This is a genomic window from Proluteimonas luteida (assembly GCF_021191695.1).
Lineage (GTDB): Bacteria > Pseudomonadota > Gammaproteobacteria > Xanthomonadales > Xanthomonadaceae > Luteimonas > Luteimonas luteida.
Genome location: NZ_JAIWPT010000001.1, coordinates 266,437 through 292,424 on the forward strand (window position 1 = coordinate 266,437; position 25,988 = coordinate 292,424).

Below are 25,988 nucleotides of genomic sequence, written 5' to 3' on the forward strand. Positions count from 1 at the left end.
CATCTTGCCAGGCGTGATGTGTTTGGTGTATCCGCGCGCATTCTCATATATGCAAAGGCAGTCGCTTTCGATTTCCACGGACCTCGTTCGAAGCGACGAAAATGGCAATGCAGACGACTAAAGAATTTTTCTCTCTGCCTATTGCTGAATAGGTTCTCTGTTGCTATGTTCGCCCCAATCGTCAGTTACAGGGGGCTGGCAAGGGGGACGGGCTGGGGAGCCCACCAAGCCGAAGTGCATGCTGATATCTACGCATAAGTCGTGGAGTGGGGAACGTTTGTCTCTATTAGCCGGAAGGCTGACTGAAGGCGCCGGACGTCACGCGCTCGCCAGCGCAAGCAGCCGTCGTGCGGACTGCTCTGTGCAGCGGGCGGAAACTGTCGCGTACAAGCCTCAACGGCAGCCCGTGAGGGTTGGTAGCTCGGTTTCCAGCGCTGTTCGTTCGGTCTCCGATGCTGGTGCTTCGACTTCGCTGTCCCCTGAATCCAAGTCGCGTCTGCCGACGTCGGCATCTCGTCGACTGGCGGTCCCCATGAGTAATGACTGCTCCATTGCAGCTGTAACCCCCGCGCTGTCCAGCGCGGTCGACCAAGCGCCTCCAACGGCGCTCAGGGCGCCCGCCACGCCTGGTTGAAGGCAGAAAACTGAGACCGGAAGCAACTTGATGAGCACAAGGATCGTGGAATCAATGCAGACCAGGCTGAAGGTTTCGCTGTGGGCAATCCTGATTGCGCTGTCTACTTTCCTGCCTTCCACGTGGGCACAGACACCTGTTTCAGGTTCGATTTCGGCGGACGTGCAGTGGACGGCGGATCAGTCTCCATTTCTGGTATCCGGCCATCTCGTCATCGAGAATGGCGCGACTTTGGACATCGCGCCCGGCGTCACCATTTTCATGGCGCCAAGCGCATCGCTGGCGGTGGACTCGGGTTCCGTTAGGGCGATAGGCACTGCCGATAGCGTCATCAGCGTTGTGTCCGATAACACGCGTATCGGACAGCCCGCGTCCCCGGGAGATTTCGGGTCCTGGACGTTCAATGCCGGTGCGGTCGATGTCCATCTTGAGCATCTGGTCTTCCAGCACGGCAGTGGCCTCCAGGTCAGGGGAACGTCTCCGACGTTCAACTACCTGGATTTGCGCGACAACGCCGGGCCGGCCATCAGCATCGATCTTGCCGCGTCCCCCTCGGGCGTGGGCAATCGTGCATCGGGAAACGGAATCAACGGTGTCGATGTACCGGCGGGCGACGTCACAGGATCGATTGACTGGGGCATTCGCGGGATACCCTACGTCGTAAGGTCGGGTGTGCTCTCGGTAGGCCGATCCCCAACGGTCTCCTCCGTCACCCCGAACGTGCTTCAACAGGGCGAGACGGCAACGGTCGAGGTGACTGGCACCCGACTCGACGGTGTGGCAGAGGCTCGATTCGGGGCGGAAGATATCGTCGTCGACATCTTGCCGGGGGCGTCTGCTACGCGGGCGAGCTTGAACGTCACCGTTGGGCCGGAGGTAGAACTCGGAACGACGGACCTGGCGCTCATGACCGACGCAGGCGATGTATTCGCGCCTGGTGCGTTGACGATTTCCAGGGCAGTGCCGACCATCACGTCGCTGACTCCGGCGCGTGTGTTCGTTAATCAAGGCGACGCGCAGATCGAAGTAGCCGGCCGCGGCTTCGCGGAAGAATCGATCGCGCTCCTCAATGGCGCGGCACTGGAGACCGACTATGTTGGTCCATCCCGCCTCAATGCGACGGTGCCGGGACAGGCCGAGGCCGGCGAACTTGCGTTTCAGATACGCACCCCGGATTCGCTGAATCCCGGCACATTCCTGTTCTCCGATGAAGTGCCGCTGCCGGTGCTGCCGCCTCAGATCGTGATTACGCCTGAGGCGATACAGGTCGTTAGTGGGTTGGCGCACACGTTCACGCTCGAGTTGCCGTATCCGGCGGACGCCGGCGGGCTTGCCGTCGCTCTGGCGTCCAGCGATACGGCGGTGGCGACGGTACCCGCGGCGGTGTCAATCGCAGAAGGCGAACGCTTCGCCCAGTTCGCGCTGACGGCGGTTGCCGACGGCACGGCGACCATCACGGCCAGCCATGCCAACCTGATCAGCGGGCAGTCGGTGGTCACCGTAGTGTCTGCGCCAGCGTTGTCGATCGCACCGGTGGATCTGGTGCTGGGCGTCGGGCGTACTGTCGAGATCACCGTAACCTCCAATGAGGTCGCGGGAGCGGATGGGTTGACCGTCCAACTTGTCAGTAGCGATTCCGCCACCGTCCAAGTGACGACCGAGTTGCTCATCGCAGCCGGCACAAATTCGGCAACTGCCACCGTCACAGCGATCTCAGTCGGCGAGGCGATGCTGACAGCCTCTGCTGCTGATTTCCTCGCCGCGACGGCGACGGTCCGTGTGGTGTCTGGCGCGGTCATCCTGCCCGACGCTGCCGTCGTTGCACCTGGTATGTCGCGTGGCATCGAGCTGACGCTGTCCGATCCTGCGCCGGCAGGCGGGCTGTCCGTGACCTTGCAGAGTTTGGATCCGGGTGTTGCTACGGTGCCATCGAGCGTGCACCTCACCCAGGGGGATACCAGCGCGCGCTTCGAACTGACGGGTGTTTCGGCAGGCTCCACGACGATCGTGGCCTCGGCGCATGGCGATGAGCAGGCAATCCTGCCGGTCACGGTGGCGCCCATCCAACTCCAGTTGGGCTCACCAGCGGTCGGCAACATCTCGCTGCCTTCACAGTTGAGCGTGACTCACCAAGTGATCTTGTCGCAGCCGGCGCCCGTAGGCGGTGTCGTGGTGACGTTGACCTCCGCGAATCCGGGCGTTGTGGCCGTGGAACCGCTGGTGGTGACCATTCCCGCAGGCCAGAGTTCCAGCGGCGCAGTCAGGGTGACCGTTAACGCGCTGGCTTCCGGCAGCACAACGCTGATGCTGGAATCCGAGGGCCTACAGGCGACTACCATCCCGGTGACCGTCGGTAACCAGGCGTCGCTGCACTTCAGCACGACGAGCGAAGTGGTCGGCAAAGGACTCAGGACCGGCGCGAACAGCATCTACATCCAGCGGCGGCTGGACAACGACGCGTTCGGCGGCGCGGACGCCGTAACGGTGACCCTCACCAGCAGCGACCCCGGCAAGGTATCAGTGCCGGAGACGGTGTCGATTCCGGCTGGCCAGTCCAGCATCCAGGTGCCTGTGACCGGCGTGGACTTGACCGGCGGCAATCCGGTGACGATCACCGCCTCGGCCGACGGCTACATCCCACCGCCCGGCCCGCTGACGATCACCACGGTCACCCCGACCGTAGCGTTCGAAGATCTGGACCTGGCGCGCGGCACAAACAGCGTCAGGGACGATTTCCGGCTCGCGCTATCTGTGCCCGGTGCCTCCGTGCCAACCCAAGCGGTTGCCGCGACCGAACTGGTCTTCGACTTGGCGATCGTCAACGCGTCGCCGGCGGGGATCGTGCCGGGGATCTACACGGCTGCGACCGGTGGAGAAGCGACCACGCAGATCGTGGTGCCGAGCGGGCAGCGGGTCAGCAATAGGCGCTACATCGAGACGCCGACAGCGATGGGCACTTACCGGGTACGCGCGAACGTACCCGGGATCGCGGATGTGACGTCTTCCCAAATCACCGTGTCGGATCGGGCGCTGCGCTTCAGCCAGACCACCGAGGTGGTGGGCAAGGGGCTGCGCAACAACCCGACCTCGATCTACGTCGAGCGCGTGGCCAACGGGCAGCCCCTGAACGGCACAGAGGCATTGACGGTAACGTTGATCAGCAGCGACGCGGACAGCGTTTCCGTGCCCGAGACGGTCACGATACAGCCCGGACAGTATCGAGCATCGTTCCAAGTGACTGGGCTGGAGTACACCGACGGTGTGCCGGCGGCGATTACCGCATCAGCGGAAGGTCATGCGTCTCCGGTAAATCTGCTGCGCGTAACCTCCATCTCGCCGCAGGTACAGTTCAGCGGCGTAGAGGCGACACGCGGACTGGGCAGCACGCGCGACGACTTCCAGGTCCGCCTGATCGTGCCCGGCGCACTCGCTCCCAATAACGCAGTTGCCGCCACGACTCTGACGCTCGATCTTTCGATTGCCGATGCCAGTCCCGTCGACGTGGTTCACGGTTTCTTCGACGCGCTGACGGGCGGGGAACTGACGACTCAGACTGTCATCCAGGCCGGGCAGCAGTACAGCGCTGTCCGTTACGTCGGTACTCCAACGGCGGTCGGGTCGTATCGCATCCGCGTGGACGTGCCAGGCATCACGGAGGGTGTGTCCAACGAAGTTGTCGTCGGAAGCCAGCTGCTTCGCTTCACCCATGAGAACGAAGCCGTGGGCAAGGGACTGAGCTCCTCGTCCATCCGTATCCAACGGTTTGCCGATGGGGCTCCGCTCTACAATGCGGAGCCCCTCGTAGTAACGCTGACGAGTAGCGACCCCGACAAGGTGTCCGTGCCCGAGACGGTGACGATACCGACAGGCAACTACCAGGCGATCGTGCAGATCACTGGCCTCGAGTTCACGGACGGGGAGGGCGTGGCGATCAGTGCCTCGGCGGACGGTTTCGCCTCGCCCGCTACCGACTTGAACGTGACGACGATCGCTCCGGTCGTGGAGTTCAATGGATTGGAGGTGGCACGCACCCCAGAAAGCCCACGAGACGATTTCCGCGTGTCCGTCAGCGTTCCGGGGGCGGTGAGTCCCACAGGCGCCGTGGCGGCATCCGGTTTGGTTTTTGATCTGTCGGTGATCGAGGCGTCGCCTCCTGGCATCGTCCCGGGGTTCTATAGCGTCCTGACGGGAGGCGAGCCGATCTCTCAAGTCACTGTGCCTGCGGGTCAGAGGTTGAGCGGCTGGGCGTATGCGGACACGCCGATCGACGTCGGTACGTACAGGCTTCATGCGCATGCATCGGGTGTGGCCGATGGCACTTCCGACCAGGTGACGGTTGCGAACCAGTCGCTACGCTTCAACAGAACGAATGAAGTGGTCGGCAAGGGTCTGCGTAGCTACCTATACGCGATCGAAGTCATTCGCGAAGTAGATGGTCAGCCGATCTTTATCAATCAGCCGCTTACGGTGACGCTCGCCAGCAGCGATCCCTCCAAGGTCTCCGTGCCGGAGACGGTGACGATCGCGGCGTGGAACTCCGTGGCCTATGTGCAGCTGACGGGAGTGGATTTCACCAACGAAGTGCCGGTGACAATCATCGCGTCGGCGGAAGGGTATGCCCCCCCGGTCGAAGCCCTGGCCGTCACGGTGGTTGCGCCCACGGTGACGTTTGGCGGGTTGGAGCAAACGCGCGGTATCGGCGGCGGCAGGGACGACTTCCGTGTCCAGATAGGCGTCACGGGTGCCGCGCAGCCATGGGTGACTGCGGCGGTGCCGCTGACGTTCGATCTGTCTGTTGTCGACGCTTCTCCGGAAGGAGTCGTACCCGGCTTCTACAACGCCGTGACCGGCGGCAGCCTGGTTTCTCAGGTCACGATTCCCACGGGAAGCAGTGAAAGCAACTTGGCATACGTCGGGTCGCCGACCGCGCAGGGTAGCTATCGCGTCGCCGCCAGCGCCCAAGGGCTTGCCGAAGGCGTTTCGGAAGAGGTTGCAGTCCACGTTTCCTCGTTGCACTTCAGCCGGACGTTCGAGGTCGTGGGCAAAGGAATGATTAGCAGCCCTTCGACGATCTTCGTCGAGCGGAGGGTGAACGGCCAGATCTGGTCCGGGGCCACGCCTCTGACGGTGACTTTGAGCAGTGGCGACACTGGCAAGATCTCTGTACCGGCAACGGTAACGATCCCGGCTTGGAGCTATCGTGCCGCGTTCAGCTTGACAGGCGTCGATCTGACCACGGACGGTCCTGTCGAGATCGACGCTTCCGCCAATGGGTTCACCTCGCCGGAGTACAAGCTCAGCGCGAACGTTGTTGCGCCGCAGGTGACGTTCCAGGGCGTGGAGTGGGTCCGCAGTGTGGGAGGAGCGCGCGACGATTTCCGCATCCAGCTCAACGTTCCTGGCGCGGCCACCCCTGCATCCGTCACCGCCGCCACGAACATGTCCTTCGATCTTTCGACGGTCGAGGCAACGCCGACGGATATCGTGCCCGGCTTCTACAACGCGTTGACAGGTGGCAACCAGGTAACGCAGATCACCGTTCCAGCGGGCCAGCGGATCAGCGGATTGGCGTACGCCGACTCGCCGGCGGCGCCCGGGTCCTACCGCGTCCACGCGAACGCACCTGGGGTCGCGGCGGCGAGTTCGGATCTCGTCACCGTCGGCGCCGCCTCGCTGCGATTCACGCGTACGAACGAAGTCGTCGGCAAGGGAACCGAAACACGCTGGTCGGTCTATGTCCAAAGAGAGGTGGGAGTAGGCCAGCCGCTTTACGACGCTGTTCCGCTGACGGTGACGCTGACCAGCAGCGATCCGGGCAAGGTTTCCGTGCCGGTGACGGTGACGATTCCCGCTGGCAGTGCCAACGTCACCGTCCCGGTGACGGGTATCGAGCTGACCGATGGAAACTCGGTAATCATCGATGCTTCGGCCGACGGATTCTTGTCGCCTGCGACGAAACTGTCGGTCACGTCTGTCACACCGTTGGTGCGCTTCACTTACCTCGATACCGTGCGCCGTGTAGGCCTTGCGCGCGACGATTTCCGGATCGACCTGGAGGTGCCAGGCACATACGGCAGCGTGGCGGCAGCCCAGGATCTCGTCTTCGACCTGTCCTTGGTGGATGCTTCACCGGCCGGAATCGTGCCGGGCTTCTATCGCGCTTCGACGGGTGGAGAGGCGATTACTCGGACGACTGTTCTTGCCGGCCGGAACTACAGCGAGATCGCCTACGTCGGTTCACCCACGGCCCTGGGCACCTATCGCGTCGGCGTGACTGCCGCGGGCGTCGCACAGGGTGTATCCGATCAGGTCGTCGTTGGCATCCCGGCGTTGCGTTTCAACCGAGTGAGTGAAGTCGTTGGCAAGGGGATGACCTCGAGCACCTGGTTCTTGCAGGTGGAACGAGTGATCGATGGACAGCCGTTCACCGACGGTTCGCCGTTGACGGTCACGTTGACCAGCACCGATCCGGCCAAGGTCTCTGTCCAGCCGAGTTTGACCATAGGTACATGGTCCACGGTGGGCTATTTCGCGCTGAGCGGAATCGATCTCACAGATGGAGGGGCGGCGCTCATCGACGCCTCGGCGCAGGGATATGCGGCACCTGAGACCAAGCTGGCGGTGTCGGTCGTAAATCCGACTGCCAACTTCAGCAGCCTGGACCTGGCTCGTAGCACGACCAGCGACCGCGACAGTTTCTCTGTCTACCTGACGGTGCCGGATTCTTCCGAGCCATGGGCTCACTATCCAACGTCCGCCCTAACCGTCGATCTGTCGATCGCGGAGCCGATGCCGCCGGGAGTTGTGTCGGGCTTCTTCGATAACTGGTCAGCCGGCAACGAGATCACACAGGTGCTCATCCGCCCCGGATCGACATACAGCGACACTGCCTATGTGGCTGCGCCTTCATCCGCCGGTACCTATCGCGTACGAGCGCAGATTCCCGGCATAGTGGACATACTGTCCAATCAGGTAGTCGTGGAAGCGCCGTCTCTGCGATTCAGCTCGCCCAGCAGAGTGCTAGGTAAGGGGCTGACGTATCGCTGGGCCGTCGAAGTGGAACGGATCGCCAATGGGCAGCGGATTTACAGCGAGGAACCGCTCCAGATCACGCTTACCAGCGACGATCCCGGCAAGGTGTCGGTACCGGAAACCGTGACGATCCCGGCGTGGAGTTCGTCGACCTATATCGAACTGACTGGTGTCGGTCTCACCGGCGGCATCCCGGTGACGGTCGACGCGGCCGCGAGTGGATACTCTTCGCCTTCGACCAAGCTGCAGGTCACAACCGTCCCACCAGTTCTGTGGTTGGACAGTCTTGACGACGAACGTAGCCCGAGCAGCGCGCCAGACGATTTCTACGTCTACCTGGACGTGCCTGGTTCGAACAGTGGTTCTGGTACCCCGTTCAACGATATCGCGGTCGACCTCTCGGTTGTCGACGCGTCACCGGCAGGCATCGTGCCGGGGTTCTATGCAGATGGAGAAGCGCTTGAACCCGTCACCCAGACGGTCATCCGTCGCGGCGCATACTCAAGCGACGTAGTGTTCGTCGGGACGCCCGCAGCGGAAGGCACCTATCGGGTGCGGCTGCAGGGCGCGGGACTCGAAGGTTTCACCTCCAGTCCGGTCAATGTCGGGCCGTCCAGGCGGCTGCTGCGTTTCGGCCAGACGAACGAGGTAGTGGGCAAAGGCATGACCAATGGTCAGTACTCGCTCTACGTCGAGCGGGTGGCGATCGGGCAGGAGTTCGATTTCGATGAGCCTCTGACGGTAACGCTGGCCAGCAGCGATCCCACGAAGGTGTCGGTGCCCGCGACGGTCGAGATTCCCGCGCAAGACAGCGCGGTGTCGTTTCAGTTGACCGGTATGGACTTCACCGATGGCGTTCCCGTCACGATCACGGCGTCGGCTGACGGGCATCAGGCCCCGGCGTTGTCTGTCAACGTGAATGTGGTGGCTGCAGTCGTTGAGTTCTATGGCCTGGACGAGTACCGCGGTACCAACGGCGGTTGGAACGGCTTCTCGGTCAACCTGATGGTGCCCGACGCAGTTGATCCGTGGGATGCAACGCCAGTGAACGATCTCACTTTCGATCTGTCGATCGTCGACGCGTCGCCACCGGGCATCGTGCAGCAGTTCTACAATTCTTCGGGCGAGGACATTACGCAGTTTGTGATTCCGGCCGGACAAAATTGGGTCGACTGGATGTACGTCGGTCCCGCGACCTCTGAAGGGACTTATCGGGTGCGTGCAACGGCACCGGGGATCGCCGATGGCGTCTCGCCGAAAGTGACCGTAGATGACGACCAGCCAGGGGGTGAGGCGTCGATCATGCGCGCCAGTGATGAGGTGCGTGCTCTTGGCGATGGAAACGGACACGAACTCGGAACGGGTCGCGACATCATCGTGAAGCGACGGCCCGGCGCACCGTTCTCCATCCTCTCGGCAAAGCTAGTCCGCTCCGACGTTGCAGCCTTTGGCGCTACGCGTCCAATGCCGAACCCGCCCGAGATTCTGGCCTTCCAACGCATACCGGGAATCGGTACGCGTTCGGCCACGGTTGGCCAATAGGACAGTGGCGATGGCGAAGCGCAATCATTCCAGGGGAAGGAACCATATGGCCAGCCACTCGACGGTGCGGACAGGCGCGCGGAACGCTGGCGCATCTGCTGTCTCTGCGGTCTATAGGCGGATCGGAGCAGTAGTCGCAATCGCGGCGCTGATGGTGGCCGCCGCCATCCTCCCCGGCGGCAAGTCATTGGCTGCGGATCTGAGGATCGCAGAGGGTGTCGTCGTCAAGCTTGGCGACGAGGCGCAGATCGTGGTGCGCGACCGCCTGGTAGTCGGAAACGGCGTTTTGCTGACCAGTCAACTGGACGATGCCGCTGGCGGACAGACCAACCCTGAGCCAGGCATGCCGGCTGCGGGTGACTGGTCGGGCCTTCGCATCGAGAAAACCGCCCAGTCGTTCGGGATCGCCTCCCTTTCGGGCGTGGTGATCCGTTACGCAGGCGGCAGCGATGCCGACGCTGCGGGCATCACGCTGCGGGGCGTCAGCCCGCAGATCGACGCATTGCAGGTGGAGCATAGTCATACCGGCTTGTCGCTGCAGCACGGTGCGGCGCCGGCTATCACCGGCAGCAGCTTTCGCGGCAACGCTGTGGGTATCGAAGCTAGCGGCAACAGCGGTGCCACCGTGACCGGCTCGCAGATTGTCGAGAGTGCAGCGTTCGCGGTGCGCAACCGAACGCCGGAGACCCCGGTGCAGGCCACCGGCAACTGGTGGGGACACGCGACGGGTCCGCTGGATCCTGCAGGTAACGCGGGCGGCCAGGGCGGCAGCGTGACGCCGGGTGTGGTCTACGCCAACTTCCTGCCCGTCGCCCCCATACTCAATCCGACGGTTCGTCCGACTGCTCCGGCGCAGTACTACGACTCGCGGCTCGTCTCGTTCGAACTTTCCGCCGTCAACGCGGTGGATTACCGCATCGCCGAGAACGGGCAGTTTGCCGGCATTCCCTTCCAGACATTGCAGGCGGGTCGGGCGATCGCGCAGTTGCAGTTTAGCGACGGCGATGGCCTGAAGGTGGTCACCGCTCAGTTTCGAAATGCCGCCGGGCAGATGGTTACGGCCACCTTGCCTTCTGGAGTGATGATCGATACGCAGCCTCCGGCGGTTGCGTTCGCTACTCCTGCGCCCGGCAGCTTCATCAGCGAGAACATCCGCATCGAGGTCAATGCCAACGATCTCTCCGGGATTCGCGAGGTACGGCTCTATCAGGCAGATACTTTGCTGCACACCGCAACTGCTGCGCCGTACAGGCATGACTGGAACGTCGACTCGCTTGACGACGGCGATTACACCCTGCGCGCGGTGGCGATGGACGGCGCCGGTCGCACCGGCGAGAGCATTCTCGTCGTCACCGTGTCGCGCGGCGTTCCGGTTCCGGACACCGAAGGCCCGGTCCTGAGCAATATCGCCGCCAACGGCGTGCCCCTCGCGAATGGCGCCACGTTCTCGAGCGACGCTCTGCTGACCTTCTCAGCGAGCGACCGCAGCGCTATATCGCGGATCGAACTGCTGTTAGACGGGCAGGTCCGGGCGGTCGCCACGCAGACCGGGACGGGTACATACTCGGTGCCGCTGTCGATCCAGGGGATCGCCAACGGTCCCCATCAGGTGGCACTGCGTGGGTTCGACTCGCTCGACAACGTCTCCACAGTGCAGTACGCCATCGAGGTGGCACATGCGGGCCCAGCGGCTCCGGTCATCACTCAGCCGGCGAACGGGCTGAACACCCGTAGCGCCGGAATCACGGTCGCCGGCACTTCCGTGGCTGGTAGCGCCATCCGGATCCTGCGAAACGGCGACTTGGCAGTCGAGACGACCGCTGGCAGCGGCGGGGCGTTCTCCGCGCCGGTCCAGCTCGTAGCCGGTGTCAATACCTTGCAAGCCGTTGCCCTGAACCAGAACGGCACGAGTGCGCCTTCGGCTGAAGTGGTGGTCACGCTCGATGTCAGCGTACCGACCGCGCCCACGACCCTGAGCGCGTCGCTGTTCAACGGCAGGATCCGTCTGTTGTGGACGGTGTCCAGCGATCCGAATGCGGTCGGGTATGAGGTCTATCGCTCGACCTCTGTGTTCGAGGCGACCGGCGAGGCGCAGCGCGTTGCCAGTTTGGGTCAGAACGCATCGAGCCACGAAGAAATGCCGGAAGTGGACGGCACGTACTACTACCGTGTCGTCTCCATCAATGCGGCGGGCACGCCGAGTCTGCCGACCAGCCTCGTCAGTGCGACCATCGACCGAACCCCGCCGCATGTCGTGTCGATCCAGTACGCCACTGATGGCGCGCACGATGCTGGGCGCGGAGTGTACGGGCAGGGCACGCTCAGCCTGGTCGTCGACGTCAGCGAGCCGTTGCAGGGCACGCCGTATCTGAGCCTGGTCCCCACCGGCGGATTGCCGATCCCGGTCGATCTGGTCCGGCAGACCGAGACCCGCTACAGCGGCTCGCTGGTCCTCGGCCCGGGCGCAGGTTCGGGTGAGGCCAACATCCTCTTCTCCGCACGCGACGTGGCCGGCAACCGGGGCGACCAGGTGCTCCAGGGTGCCACCGTCCAGATCGACACGATCGGTCCGGCACTGACCGGCATCGAACTGGCGCCGAACGCGCCGATCAATGTCGAGAACTCCCGCAACGTGCAGGCCACCTTGCAGTTCAACGAGCAGATTCCTACCGGCACGCCGCCGTCGGTGCAGTACCGCCTCTCCGGAGTGGGTCGCGTGCCGGTGCCGCTCGAGGGCGTGCAGCGATTGGTGGGCGACCGCTGGCGGGTGACCTTCGAACTGCCGGCCGACGCCGGAGCCGATGGCGTCGAGGACCTCAGCTTCGACTTCGTCGCGACCGATGCTCTCGGCAATGCGTCCTCCGCGGTCAATACCTCCAACCTGTTCCAGGTGTACCAGGGCGAGCTGCCCGCATTGAACGTTCCGTTGAGCCTGAGCGCTCGCGCCCTCCCGGGCGGGCGAGTCGGATTGGAGTGGCTGGCCGTCGCTGGCGCCACCAGCTATCAGCTCTACCGGCAGGCACCCGGTGAGAGCGAGCGCACGCCGCTCGCCCGCAGCGCCGAGGCGGAGTACGTCGACAGTACCCCGGTCGACGGGGGCTATCGCTACACCGTCGCGTCGGTGCGCAGTGCGAACGGGCAGGAGTCGCTGAGTGGCGAATCGTTGCCCGTCGAGGTCACCAGCAGCCGGACGGCGCCGGGCGCGCCGCAGAACCTGCAACTGGTGCTGACCAGCCAGGGTATCGGTGCCACCTGGCAGCCGCCGGTGGGTCCGGCGCCAACGGGCTACCGCTTGTATCGCTCGGCAAACTCGCCGATCACCAGCGTGGAAGGGCTCACCCCCATCCGCGACAACATCCGGACAACCCAGGCCGTGGACCCGGTCCCGTCGCAATCCGAGCACGCGTACGTCGTCACAGCCATCGATGCTGCGGGCAACGAATCGGCGATCTCCAACTCGGCCTACCTGAACTTCAGCCTGTTGCCGGTGCGCAGCCTGCTCGCCGAGCAGATCGGGGCGACGTTGCCGGTGGTGCGCTGGACGCCGAACGGAACCGGCGCGATCGGGTTCGACGTCTACGTCGGCGAAGGAGACGATCGCGTCAAGCTCACGCCGGCGCCGACCACGGCGACGGAGTTGACCGACACCGGATTCACGTCGGGGCAGCGCCTGTACACCGTGGAAGCGGTGGACGAGAACGGGGAGCGCCAGGCGCGAAGCCTGCTGTTGCCCAACATCTCCACCCAGGTGGTGTCCGGCCTGCCGCTCAAGCGCAACGTCATGAACCGCGTCAACGTGCAGGTGTCCAATCTGTCCGCCAGCAGCCTGGATTCGGCCAGGGTCGTCCTCACGGTCGGCGCCCGCAACTTCCTGTCCGAGGAGTTCGTGCTGGCCGGCAACGCCACGCGCCTGGTGCCGGTGATCGTCGGCGGCTATGCGGACCTGCCGGCTTCGGCGCCGATGACGGTTGCGGTGCGCAACGAGCCGCACGAAGGCGAGCAGGCCACCGTGGGTACCGTCAACAACGTCACCGCGACCGACAGTGCGCTTGTCGTCGGGATGGAGACGGACAACTTCGTCCGCGGCGCGACCGGCAGCGTGCGGCTGGTGGTCGAGAACACGTCGGAAGTCGAAGTCGAGCTGTTGACCGCCCGCAACTTCGGTTCCGCAGCGTCCCACGAGCTGCGGTTCAAGCTGCTCGATATGGACGGCAACCTGCTCAGCAGCACGCCGTATCTGCAGGCCATGGGGGCGGGCGTCATCACGGTGCCGACGGGAGAGACCGTCGCCCGCATCGCACCGGGGCAGCGCTACGTGTCTGATACCTTCCTGATACCGATTCCGGGCAGCAGTCCGGACCAGGTGAAGCTGCGCCTCGAAGTCGATGCCCTGCGGTACAACACCGGCCAGACGGACCACGTCGCCATCCCGGGCATGGGCAGCGAACGCAACGTCGCGCTGTCCAACACGCCGTACTACGGCGAGATCGCCAGCGTCAGCCCGGTGATCTCCTTCGGCGGCCAGGAAATCACCATCCTCGGCAGGTCGGTGGACCGCGCGACCGGCGATTCGGTGAGGAACGTGCCGCTGCGCATCGCGGTCAACCAGGAAGGCTTCGAGCGGATGGCCAACGTCACCACGGACGAGACGGGGGGATTCCGTTACGTGTACACGCCTACGGTGACCGACTCGGGCCTGTACCACGTTGGCGCCATCCATCCCGACATGACCGACCGCCCGCAGCAGGGCCAGTTCACCATCAACCGCGTGTCGGTCTCGCCGGGCTCGTTCCGGGTCACCGTGCCGAGGAACTACGCCTACAGAATCGATTTCCGCGCCTCCACCGGCGCCGGCGCCCAGGCCACCAATGTGCACATGGCCTATCTGGCCGAGTACCAGTCCAGCGGAACGCTGATGCCTGGGATCCGGGTGGAGTCCGGCACACCGCTGAACATCGGGCCGCGGCAGAACCTCGCCCTGCCGGTGTCGTTCTCCGGCGACAACAGCGCGGCCCCGTCGGGGCGGATCTTCCTCGCCGCCTTCGCGGACGGCGCCACGGAGCCGCTGGCGATCGTGCCGGTCGACTACACCCTGACCGACGCCACGCCGGTGCTTCACGCCAGCCCGAACTACATCGAGACCGGGCTATCGAGGGGGCAAAGCCTGGTCGAATCGGTGCAGATCGAGAACCGGGGTTTCGTCGCGATGGAGGACGTCACGGCGGCCCTGCTCGACACCTCCGGCAATCCGGCGCCACAGTGGGTCGCGCTGGCGTCCCCTCCGGCGCTGGGCAGCATCGCCATCGGCGAGAAGCGTAGCCTGGACATCAGCATTGCGCCGACGGAACTGGTCGGCGAGGGCATCCATGAGTTCAGGCTGCGACTGGCCGGCAGCAACATGCCCACTGCCGACGTCAACGTGTTCGTCTCGGTCACACAGTCCGGACAGGGCAGCGTCCTGTTCAAGGCCGCCGACATCTACACCGCCACCCGCGATTCCGACGGCAACCTGATTCCAGGACTTGCCGGTGCGCGCATCACGTTGCAGAACGAGCTGGTCGCCAGCCAGAGCTATGACGCGACCACCGACGTCTACGGCGAGGCGTTCTTTCAGGATCTGCCCGCGGGCAGCTACCGGTACCGTGCCAGTGGGCCCAACCACAACGACGCGGGCGGCCGTGTGGTCATCCGTCCCGGCATCACCGTCAACCAGTCCGTGTTCCTCGACTACACCCTGATCCAGGTGGAATGGTCGGTGCGCGAGATCAGCATCGAGGACCGTTACGAAATCACCCTGCATGCGATCTTCGAAACCGATGTGCCGGCGGCGGTGGTCGTGCTGCAGCCCACCAGTATCACCCTGCCGAGCATGGCGGCCGGTGAGGTGTTCCAAGGCGAACTGATCCTGACCAACTACGGCCTGATCCGGGCGGACGCCGTGGTGCCGCAGCTGCCGAGTGACGACGAGTACTTCAAGTTCGAGTTCCTCGCGCAGCCGCCGACCAGTCTGGAGGCCAAGCAGCGTGTGCGGCTGCCGTATCGCATCATCGCCTTGCGTGCGCTCGACAGCGGTGAAGACGATCCGCCGGAGGTGGCGAACATGGAAGCCGGCGGCGATGAGCCCGGACTGTCAGGTGGCGAGGGTTCCGGGCAGGAGTTCGCCGGAGCGGACTTCGGTGCCGGTCTCATGTCCGGCGGCGGAGGTGTAGGCACGGCTTCCTCGACGGGAGGAACGGGCGGCTGCTTCACGTATACCGCGACCTATCGCATCGGTTGCCTGTACGTCTGCGCCAATGGTGAAGAGAGCACCAATTGCGGCTCCGCCTCGACATGGGTGCATGTTGTGAGCCGCAGTTGTCCCAGTAGCTGGCGCCCCGGCGGCGGGGCCGGCGGGATCGGTGGCGGTGGTTGGGGCGGTTCCGGTGGCGGTAATTGGGGCAGCCTGCCCGGACTGCCGCCGTGCGTGCGCGGCGCCGGCGACTGCTTCGAATCGCCCAGCGGCCAGTCCGGCGGTGGCAAGGAAGGGGGACAGTGATGGAGCTTGTTGACCAGCGTCGGCCAAGCGGCGACACGAGTGCATGGCAGCGCCACCGGTGCTGCCTTGGCGGGCGGCAGTCCGCGATCACATGGACGGGGAGAGTGTTGATGGCGATGTGCAATGGGTGTGGCGAAGCGAAGGCCGGGCGGTGGATGCGTTGGCCGCTCATCGCGCTGTTGCTGCTGTGCGCGCTGCCGTCTCATGCCCAAGTGGAGTATCCGCTCAACGCCAACGGCGTGATGGCAGTCACCTTGAACGGCGAGTTCGTGGTGGCCGAAGACGACCTGAGCGTGAAGGTGCCGGGCGGCTACGTGCGGATCAACCGGGATTTCGACGGAGTGCAGTGGACGCTGAACCGACAGTGGTCCGGACTGCATACGCCGGGGGCGGCGCGGGCGTTCTATGCCTCGGTCGGCACCTACATGACCTGCACCATCTATAACGGCATCAACAGTTGCGACACCGGGTCGGGCGCCATGTACTCCGTCCCGGGCCTGGCCAACCTGCTCAAGAACCGCGGTTCAATGCGGGTCCTGAATGACGAGGACTTCAACGGCGGACAGGGGTCGGAAGAGCTACCCCACTTCGTGACGCGCAAGGGCGTGGGGTTCACGCTCAGTACGGACAAGACCAGCTACTCCAGCAACGACCACCCGCGTTTCATCGTGCGACCCCAATCGGTGCTCAAGCTTCCCGACAGTACTGGTCCGGACGCCCATCCCGTTCAGGCCAATCCGCGCCTGACGGCCGACACCGTGCGTGGATTCCGCTGGAATGATCGCAGCGGGCAATGGATCGAGTATGACAACCAGGGACGGATCGCCAGCTACGGCGACCGAAATGACGTACGGGTGTGGTTCCAGTACGGTAGCCATGGCCAGCTCGAACGCGTGCTGGACGACAACGGGAGGACAGTTTTCACGCTGCTGTACTCAGACGCGGGCGCGGAGTTTGTCTCGGAGGTACGCGACCACACTCCACTGGATGGCAGCGTGCGCCGCGTGCGCTACGAGTACGACGACGACCAGTTGGTGCGGGTAATCGATGCCCGGGGGAACACCACGCACCTCGAATACAGTGGGGCGAAGCTCTCAAAGGTGGTCGATGCTGCAGGGCGCACGACGGTAGTGCATTACAACGCGCCGCCAATCCCTCGTAGTGGATACCGGGTAGGAACCGGAGGCGGTAGCGGAGGTGGCGGGAGCCGCGTGGCTGTCTCAGGCGATGGGCTTCGCGGCGAACAGCAGCGCCGGCTGACCAAGATCGTGGCGTCAGATGGTGGTGAGACGGAAATCCAGTACGACTACGATCGTCTGAAGAAAGAGTTCTCGATGACTGTGCGCCATCCCGAGACGCCCTCGGGACGCCGGCTAGAGCACTTGAAGGTAGATATCGACGGTCGACTTGTGAGTTACGAGGTTAACGGCAACGTGCTGCTCAGCAGCACCGGCAGTTACAAGAATGCCACATACACAGACGAGCGCGGCAATCAGACGAGCATCACGCGGGATGCGTTCGGCGAGGTGACCGGCAAGACGTTCCCGGATGGGACAAGGGCCACGGTGACCTATGAGGCGGGCTCACTGGATGTTCGGCAGTTTGTCGATGAAGCGGGAACCATTACACGGGCTAGCTATGACGCCCGTGGCAATCCCCTCCGAATTGAAACTGCAGTCGGCAAGGCGGAGCAGCAGACGCTAAGTTTTGAAGTGAACACACGCGGCGAAACCACAAAAATCGTCCGTGAGGGTGGGCTCAATGTGGCAGGCGACATCGACCCTGATGTAGAGCTGCAGCTTGCTTATGATGGCAACGGGAATGTTACTTCGCTCACTGACGGAGAGGGGCATACGTGGAACTATGTCTACGATGAGCGGGGCAATCTGCTGGAGGCGACTGATCCGTTGGGATATGTATGGGCCTACGGATATGACGCCCATGGCAGCAGAAATTCCGTCACTGACCCGAACGGGCTGATATGGCAGTTTGTCCACGACGGCACAGGGCGTGTCCTGAGTGTCACAGATGCGCGAGGACAAACCACGCAGGTCTCATACGACCCCGCTGGACGCCTAGAGACACTGACGAACCCGTTGGGTGCTAGCCGACGTAGAGCATATGACGCCGTTGGCAGAATCGTAGGCGTTATGGATGAAGTGGATCAGCGTCTGAGCGTGGAGTACGACGCTCAAGGTCGTCTGACAGCGCTCGCAGATGGTGAAGGCAACGTCACTTCATTGCGGTATGCAGATGTCGATGGTCTTGACCGTGGTGGCGCTTTAGCATCCAGCGTGCGGTACCCGACATTTCAGCAGTCGCTGCGCTATAACAGCCGACTTGGCATGAGCAGAATCGACGAGTTGGTGGATGGCACTACTCGCAGCACACAGCTAGGTTACGACGCGCGCGGATTCCTGACGTCATTCGTTGATGCATATGACGTAACTCAGAGCGGCGAATACGATGCCTTGGGTCGACCGACTAAAGGTACTGACGCCTTGGGAAATACGGTTACGTTCACCTACGATAATCGGGGAAACGTCGTTCGACTGACAGACCGGCGGGGCAAGGTTACAAGGCTGGAGTATGACCGTCGGGATCTGCTTGTTCGGGAAACCAACCCGCTTGGCCAAGCTACACAGTACAGCTACGACGATGCAGGCCGCCTTCAAGGGTTGCAGCGGGCTAATGGCGTCAGGTTGGAATTCGACTATGACCCGGGCAACCGCCTCGTTGCGCGCCGCTCGTATACCGCCGACGGTTCACTTGAACTGACCGATACTTTCAATTGGGACGACGGTAATCGCCTGTCTCACTGGGGGAGTCAAGGTGCCAGTGGCGTGCGCACTTACGACAATGCAGATCGACTCCTGAGCGAATCTGTCACTATAGATGGAGTCACACTGGCACGGCAGTACACATACTACGCCAATGGCCAAGTACGAACTTTAACTGGTCCTAATGGTGTCACCTTAAGCTATTTCTATGACAGCAATGGAGCGCTTTCTCGCGTAGAGATCCCCGGTGAAGGAGCGATTAGCGTGACAGATCGCAGCTGGACTGCCGCTACGCGAATCGTTCTGCCTGGTGGAACGGTGCAGGAGATCGAGCGAGACGGACTACTCAATCCGACACGTCTGCGAGTCCGCAGTCCGAATCAAACAACCCTGTTCGAGCAGCAGAGTGAGTACGGTGCTCTGCACGAGGAGCTTCGCCGAACCACCCAAGGTTTGGCCGTGGACTATACGTACGACGACGCGCTGCAGTTGACGCGGGCGCGGCCCTCAAGCGGCAACACCGAAACGTTTGAACTTGACGCTGCGGGCAACCGGCTGGCAGACAACGTCGTAGCTCAGGCGTGGCAGTACGATGATTCCAATCGGCTATTGCTGCGAGGCACATTCAACTATCAGTATGATGCAGCTGGAAATCTGATCCGAAAGACTGACACCAGCAGGTCAGATGCGTCGCGAATGACAACTTTCGCGTACGACGGCTACAACCGAGTGACCGAAGTTCGCGATGCCGAAGGTGAATTAGTTGCGCGTTACGCATACGACCCATTCGGGCACAGGATCAGCAAGGAAGTTACTGCGATCGGTGCCGCCAACGGAGGCACTCTAGGCAAGAGACTGTTCCTGCATGCAAATTCTGGTGTCCTGGCGGAGACAGACGCCACGGGGAACGTGCTGACGAGCTACGGTTGGCAGCCCGAGGGTATATACGGTACGGCTCCTCTGTTCATGCGTACCGTGGATGGCCACTATTACTACTATCACAATGACCCGTTGGGTCAGCCGTGGCTGCTAACGAACAAGGCTGGCGCAGTGGTGTGGCAAGCAAGCCGCACACAGCCGTTCGGAACGGTGTTTTCGGCACCAGGGGCGCAGGTAGAGCAGCCGTGGCGGCTTCCCGGACAGTATCTCGATGGTGAAACCGGGCTGCATTACAACCTGCACCGCTACTATGATCCAGCGACTGGCAGGTACATTACCGAGGATCCGATCGGATTCGTGGGCGGCTTGAACTTCTACCTCTATGCAAACGCCAGTCCAACGAGGTACATCGATCCAACTGGTGAGTTTCCTTGGCTGCTCGTGGTCCCTATCATTTATGGCGCGATTGAGCTGGGATCCTTTCTATATGATCTGTATCACCTTCACCATACCTTTAATGACCCATGTGCTACGGGGTGGGATCGCACATTCGCAGTCGGCGCTGTGGCGGCGGGTATTCTCCTCCCGGGAGGAGGCTATGGCGCGGCTGGGAATGCCGCAAGAGGGCGACTTGGCAATCAAGCTACGCGAGATCACGTTGATCAAGTCGCTACTGAGCTGGAGAGGCGAGGCTGGACTATCACTCACGGCGGCGGTCGCCATGGACCGGACGGACGTCGTCTTCCGGAGGAGTACTTGCCGGGTGCAGGGGGCGGACGGACAGGTTCTTCTTACCCAGATATAACTGCGACCAGGGGCGACAGAACTCTACGAGTGAATACGGTGGACACCCGAGCGGATGGCGTTACACCGACAACTAGAGAAACGCGAAATGCTGCTCGTATTCGGTCACAAACCCCGGGGGATCACCTTGTCTTGATACCAAAGCCTAAAAACCCTTGATTATATATGGAACCGTAATATGAGCAGTAGATCAAAATCTATTAATTTGTTTGCGACGAGAAACGATTGGCAGGATTTGTTAAGTAGTGTTGAAGCGCAAATAGAGTTTTATTACGTACGAACGGGGGCGCTGGATGAAGATGAAACGGTTAATCGAATAGATAGTTATCTTGGATTGGAGAATCTAGGGATATCTCGTTCAGGAACCTCCAGCAGAGATCCAGCTTATCTTTGTGTTCGTCGTGGTGTTGATGTGGAGATTAGATGCGTCGAGCAACGAAGCGGCGGAACGCTTTGTTTCGTCGATCAGATAATGAATGTTGACTCTGTTGCTATAAGGATTGGCGGTCAGTTTGAAGGCAACATCCTTATTTCGGGTCAGATTGGAACAGTCTCTGGGTCGGAGTGGTCGTTTCGAGCTTTTTCAGTATTTCAGAAAGAAGTGCGTAAGCGCTTTGAGAGAGCAAAGTCTTATTACGTCGGAAAAGGCGCGATGAAACTTCTTCTAGAGGGGTGGCGCTTGACCGCAAATGCGAGGTCCCCGGAAGTGTATGACCTTAGCCTTACCTAAACTCAGGTGGGCAGTAGAACGTCAAGGATGAAGAAGTATTGCTGGTGCGGGTAGGTTGGGAGCCGAGTGGACGATGGGGTGGGTGTTGGGCCGCGAAGAAGGAGATACGTATGCGGGTTCTTGTATTGCTAATGTTGGCCTGCACTCTCTTCGGAGCGTACAAGTGGTGGGCCGATAAAAGCGAAACTGGTGTGGCCGCCGTCGCGAGTGCGAACGGCTTCGTCCCGGTCGAAATTCCGGGCAGTGTCGCGCGCAACGTAGTCTTGGTGCTCGCGCCTCCAAACTGTCCTTCCGATCAGGCGCAGCGCACGGAGGCACTGGTTCATGGGTTGTCGCGGGAGGGCGTTCCAGTGGTGAGGGGTAGTTCGTTCTCATTCGAGGTGACGAACCCGACATCGGAGCAGAAGGCAGGTATCGATCGCGCTGTTGAGGTGTTCAAGCGTGGGGCGCCGGCCGTCTTTGTGAATGGGATGGCGATGTCGAATCCGACTTTGCATCAAACGCTTGCAGAGTATCGGCGGACACGAGAAGCGCAGTAGATGTCGAGCTTCAGCACCACCTGATCAGCGGGTTAGGGCGTGAATGCAGTTGGCAAGATGATTGTCGTGATGCAGTAGTAATGCGAGCAGTTGGAGCGGGAAACGGGGTGCGGATGTGTACGTCCGCTTTCTCGTAATGGGGAGTTCCGTTTCATCTTGAGGCGGAGAGATCGGCGGCGGTTGTCGCCAGCGCAAGGGATCGTGTCAGGGGCAAATGAGATGGATCGAACGATGAACCGACGTCTGGTTTCGGCTTGGGCATTCGTCCTGCTGTTCGCGATGGCCTGTGTGCCGGCATTTGCCCAGGAGACCATCTGCGCTCGCGTCAAGATCGAGATAAAACAGGAGATGACGCTTGAGCGGCAGGCGTTCGACGCCGAGATGCGCATCACCAATACGCTGCCGTCGACGAGCCTCGACTATGTGAAGGTAGATGTTTGGGTCACGGACGAGTACGGCGAGACGGTCAGCATCACCACCGATCCGAACAACCTCTCTGCGTCGTTCTTCATTCGCCAGACGCGCACCGAGAACATCTCCGATACCAACGGTACCGGGCAGGTGGCGGCCGCCACGACCGCGGTGGCCAACTGGATGCTAATTCCGGCCCCAGGCGCGGCGGGCAACACACCGCTCGGCAAGCGTTATCTGGTCGGCGCCACGCTGCGCTACCAGTTCGGCACCGAGACCCATGTGCTCGAGCTTACGCCCGACAGCATCACTGTCCGCCCGATGCCTGAGCTGGTGCTGGACTACTTCCTGACCCGCGACGTGGAGGCCGACAATCCGTTCACGCCGGAGATCGAGCCGCCGGAGCCATACACGTTGGGCGTTCGAGTGAAGAACAATGGCATTGGCGTTGCCCGCAAGCTGAAGATCGAGTCCGCCCAGCCGCGGATCGTCGAGAACGAGCAGGGGTTGCTGGTCAACTTCGTGATCCTGGGCAGCTATGTGCAAGACATGCCGGTCAGTAACTCGTTGTTGATCGATTTCGGCGACATTCCCGGCGGCGGCGGGGCGAAGATGGGTCGCTGGGTCATGGAAAGCAACCTGTCCGGTACCTTCGTCGATTTCACGGCCACGTTCACTCACGCGGATGAACTGGGCGGCGCGCTGACATCCCTGCTGCAGGAGACGAACGCGTACCTGCTGGTGCGCGACGTGCGTGTGGATCTGCCGGGGCGCGATTTCGTGCGCGACTTCCTGGCATTGGACGGCACTCGCTACCGGATCTTCGAATCCGAAGGCCAGGACAGCGATGTCATCGATCGGTCCGACGAGGCGACTCTGTCGACCACCGCCGGCGGCTACCGGCTGGAGATGCCGGGTTCCTCGGGGTTCGTTTACGTCCGCAAGCCGGATCCGCACCAGGGCCAGATGGCCCTGGGCGCGGTCGTGCGCGCCGACGCCAAGCAGATCGCGCCGGAGAACGTGTGGCTGTCGCGTACCCGCAACCCGGTCACACAGGGTTGGGAGTTCTGGTTCAACATCTTCGATGTCAACTCGCCCGGCGCCTACAACGTGGCGTTCGTACCCCGGGCTGAGATTCCGGTACCGCCGGTGCTGCAGTTCATTCCCGACCGGGTGGTCAGGGAGACCGAACACATTTCGTTCATCGTCGAGGGGTCCAGCCCGATGGGGCGGCCGGTCACGCTGTCGGCGTCGCCGTTGCCGCTGGGCGCGAGCTTCGACGATCAGGGTGGAGGCTTGGGCGTGTTCGACTGGACGCCTGGCGTCGGCCAGGCCGGCGACTACACTATCACCTATCGTGTCAGCGACGGTGCGCTCACCGGTTCGCGCTCGGCGCGTATCCGCGTGGAATCCGAGACGCCGCCTGCCGGTCCTGCCATCCCGCAGGTGGTGTCGCCGTTGTCCGGCGCCGAGGTGGCGAGCCTGCGGCCGTTCCTGCGTGTGCTGACCGGCGAGCATAGCCAGGATCCGACTGTGCAGGTCGAGTTCCAGCTGTATGCCGACGTCGGCATGACGGTGCTGCTGGAGGAGGCGATCGTCGCCAAGAGTCCGATGGCGGGCGAGCCGACGCAGTGGCGGCCCGAGGCGGACCTCAACGACAACAACCGATACTACTGGCGGGCGAGGGCGGTGGCTGCCGAAGTCGCCAGCGAATGGGTCAACGCGAACTTCTTCGCCAACCTGTTCAACGATCCGCCGGGAAGCTTCAACCTGACCTCGCCGGAGGCCGGGGCGAACGTGGGCAGCCTGACGCCGGTGCTGTCGGCCACCAATGCGGTCGATCCGGATGGCGATGTCGTCACCTACGGGTTCGAGGTGTATGACAGTTCGACGCTGACAGAGGTCGTGGACAGCGTCAGCGATCTGCCGGAAGGCGAGAACGGGACTACGCAGTGGCAGGTCACCGTGCCGCTGACTGATCGGGCGACGTACTACTGGCGCGGCATCGCAACGGACGAGCACGGTGCGCGCACGATCACGCCCGCGCGCAACTTCCGGGTGTTCGTGGACAACCATACGCCGACGGTGCCGACCATTGCCGCCCCGCCGCCGGGCTCTCGTGTGATCGGCGAGGACCAGGTGTGGTTGCGCATTAACAATTCCACGGACGAGGACGGCGACCCGCTGACCTACCTGTTCGAGATCGACGTGGTGAACACGTTCGATTCCTCGGAACGGCAGGCCTCCGGCGACATTGCGGCCGGCTCGGGTGGGACCACCAGCTGGCTGGCGACGAACCTCACGCAGAACCAGCACTACTACTGGCGCGCTAGGGCCAGCGACGGCTTCAGCAACAGTGACTGGGCCGTGAGCGACTTCATCCTGGATTCGCAGAACGAGCCGCCGACCGTGCCGACGATCGCCAATCCGGGCGACCGCGCCTGGGTATCGACGCGTACCCCGACGTTCACCGTTCACCAGTCGACCGATCCTGACGGCGACGAGATCCTCTATGTCTTCGAGATCTACACGGACATCGAGTTGAACAACCGGGTGACGTCGGGCACGAGCAGTACGGTGTCGTGGCAGCCGACCACCATGCTGGCTGACCAGACCACGCACTACTGGCGTGTCCGTGCCCAAGATGTCCGTGGCGCGGCCAGCGACTGGTCGCCGGTGATGACGCTGTTCGTGAGTACCAGGAACTACGTGCCACCAACGATCGCGGTCACGAGTCCGTCCACGATCACGAACGCGGCATCGGGGAGCGTAACGATCACCTGGACAGGCACTAACCTGAACATCGAACCGCGGATCGCGCTGTACTACGACCAGACGGGCAGCGGATACGCCGGCACGAAGATAGTAGAAGGGTTATCCCAGAACGCCGGCACCCAAACGGGGAGCTACGAGTGGAACATGGCCGGGTTGCCTGCCGGTGCGTACCACATCTATGGCGTGATTTATGACGATCGCGGATCGTCGCAGGCCTATGCGCCGGGGACTCTGGTGGTGCCCGGCAGTCCGCAACTTGGTGGGATCGGGTACAACCCTAGCAATCCGAATTTTCAGGTTATTGAGGGTCAAACCACCGGTTTCAGAATAATGTTGACGCGCGCGCCTACCAGCACCGTCGTTGTGCCGGTCACGTCATCCGATACCACGGAGGCGACGGTCAGCCCGCAACAGATCACATTCACCCCTTCGAACTGGAATCGCCCGCAGTTGGTAACCGTCCGCACGATAGACGACGGGATCATCGATGGCGACCAGCCGGTTGAGATTTCGGTGGGGCAAGCCGTCAGTAACGATCCACACTATATCGGTGTCTCCGCCAATAGCGTGCATGGGGTGGTGCGGGACATTGGCGTCGATGCTGGCAGTGAGCTATTCGTTTCAGGTTATGTATTGGTCTCGAAACTGAACCTCGTGCGGACGTGGCGTTACACGTACCGTGTCGTACTTAGAAACGAAGGGCCTCGCGTCAATGGTGTAACCGCATCGATCGTTTCGTCTCCGCCGGGTTACAGAGCAATTGGAACTTTGGAGTTCGGCGCAATTGGACAGGACGAGTCGGTCACTAGTAGCGGAACGATCTCGGTTGACACCGAAGACGACCTGGGAGAACAGGGTCCACATTTGATATGGAGGCTGCAAGCCAGATGAGAGGGTCGCGAAGGTTGTCTTCTTCAAGAAGGCATCAAGGATTTACCTTGATGGAACTGCTGGTGGTCGTTGTGATCGTCGGCCTGTTGGTGGCATTGGTTGCACCACGCTACTTTCAACAGGTCGGCCGTTCCGAGCGCACTGCGGCGGCGAATCAGATCGACGCGCTGCGCAAGGCGATCGACAGCTACCGCCTGGACGTGGGGCGTTTCCCCAGGCAGGAAGATGGTCTGCAGGTACTGCTCGACCGCCCTGAGGGCGAGTCGCGATGGAACGGGCCGTACCTTCGTGGCGCGGTTCCGCTCGACCCGTGGGGAAACCCGTATGTGTATCGGGTACCAGGCGCGCGCGGGGACTACGACCTGATCTCTTTCGGCCGGGACGGCCGGCCGGGCGGGGAAGGCGAGGATGCCGATGTCGGCGTGGACGGGTAGGC

Annotated in this window: 7 protein-coding genes; all 7 read left to right on the forward strand. The window is 62.5% G+C overall.

All coding sequences use genetic code 11. The annotated features are described in order from the left end of the window. Positions 1 to 664 precede the first annotated feature (664 nt). Positions 665 to 9,208 (forward strand): choice-of-anchor Z repeating domain-containing protein, encoded by an 8,544-nt coding sequence (locus LDO26_RS01200; protein ID WP_232129244.1) that lies wholly within the window; start codon positions 665 to 667, stop codon positions 9,206 to 9,208. 10 nt (positions 9,209 to 9,218) lie between these two features. Next, complete coding sequence (locus LDO26_RS01205; RefSeq protein ID WP_232129245.1) at positions 9,219 to 15,743, forward strand: Ig-like domain-containing protein; 6,525 nt, start codon at positions 9,219 to 9,221, stop codon at positions 15,741 to 15,743. Positions 15,744 to 15,853: 110 nt separating this feature from the next. Further along, positions 15,854 to 20,365 carry an RHS repeat-associated core domain-containing protein gene (locus LDO26_RS01210; RefSeq protein ID WP_232129246.1) on the forward strand — a complete coding sequence of 1,504 codons (4,512 nt, stop codon included), beginning with the start codon at positions 15,854 to 15,856 and terminating at the stop codon, positions 20,363 to 20,365. A gap of 19 nt (positions 20,366 to 20,384) precedes the next feature. Continuing rightward, positions 20,385 to 20,936, forward strand: coding sequence for a hypothetical protein (locus LDO26_RS01215; protein ID WP_232129247.1), 552 nt, complete (start codon positions 20,385 to 20,387; stop codon positions 20,934 to 20,936). Positions 20,937 to 21,046: 110 nt separating this feature from the next. Further along, positions 21,047 to 21,475, forward strand: coding sequence for a hypothetical protein (locus LDO26_RS01220; protein ID WP_232129248.1), 429 nt, complete (start codon positions 21,047 to 21,049; stop codon positions 21,473 to 21,475). 231 nt (positions 21,476 to 21,706) lie between these two features. Beyond that, positions 21,707 to 25,552: a fibronectin type III domain-containing protein gene (locus tag LDO26_RS01225; protein ID WP_232129249.1), complete on the forward strand. Its 3,846-nt coding sequence runs from the start codon at positions 21,707 to 21,709 to the stop codon at positions 25,550 to 25,552. Further along, on the forward strand, positions 25,549 to 25,986 hold the full coding sequence (gene gspG / locus LDO26_RS01230) for a type II secretion system major pseudopilin GspG (RefSeq protein WP_255681930.1): 438 nt from the start codon (positions 25,549 to 25,551) through the stop codon (positions 25,984 to 25,986). The genes LDO26_RS01225 and gspG overlap by 4 nt, the downstream gene beginning before the upstream one ends. Positions 25,987 to 25,988 lie beyond the last annotated feature (2 nt).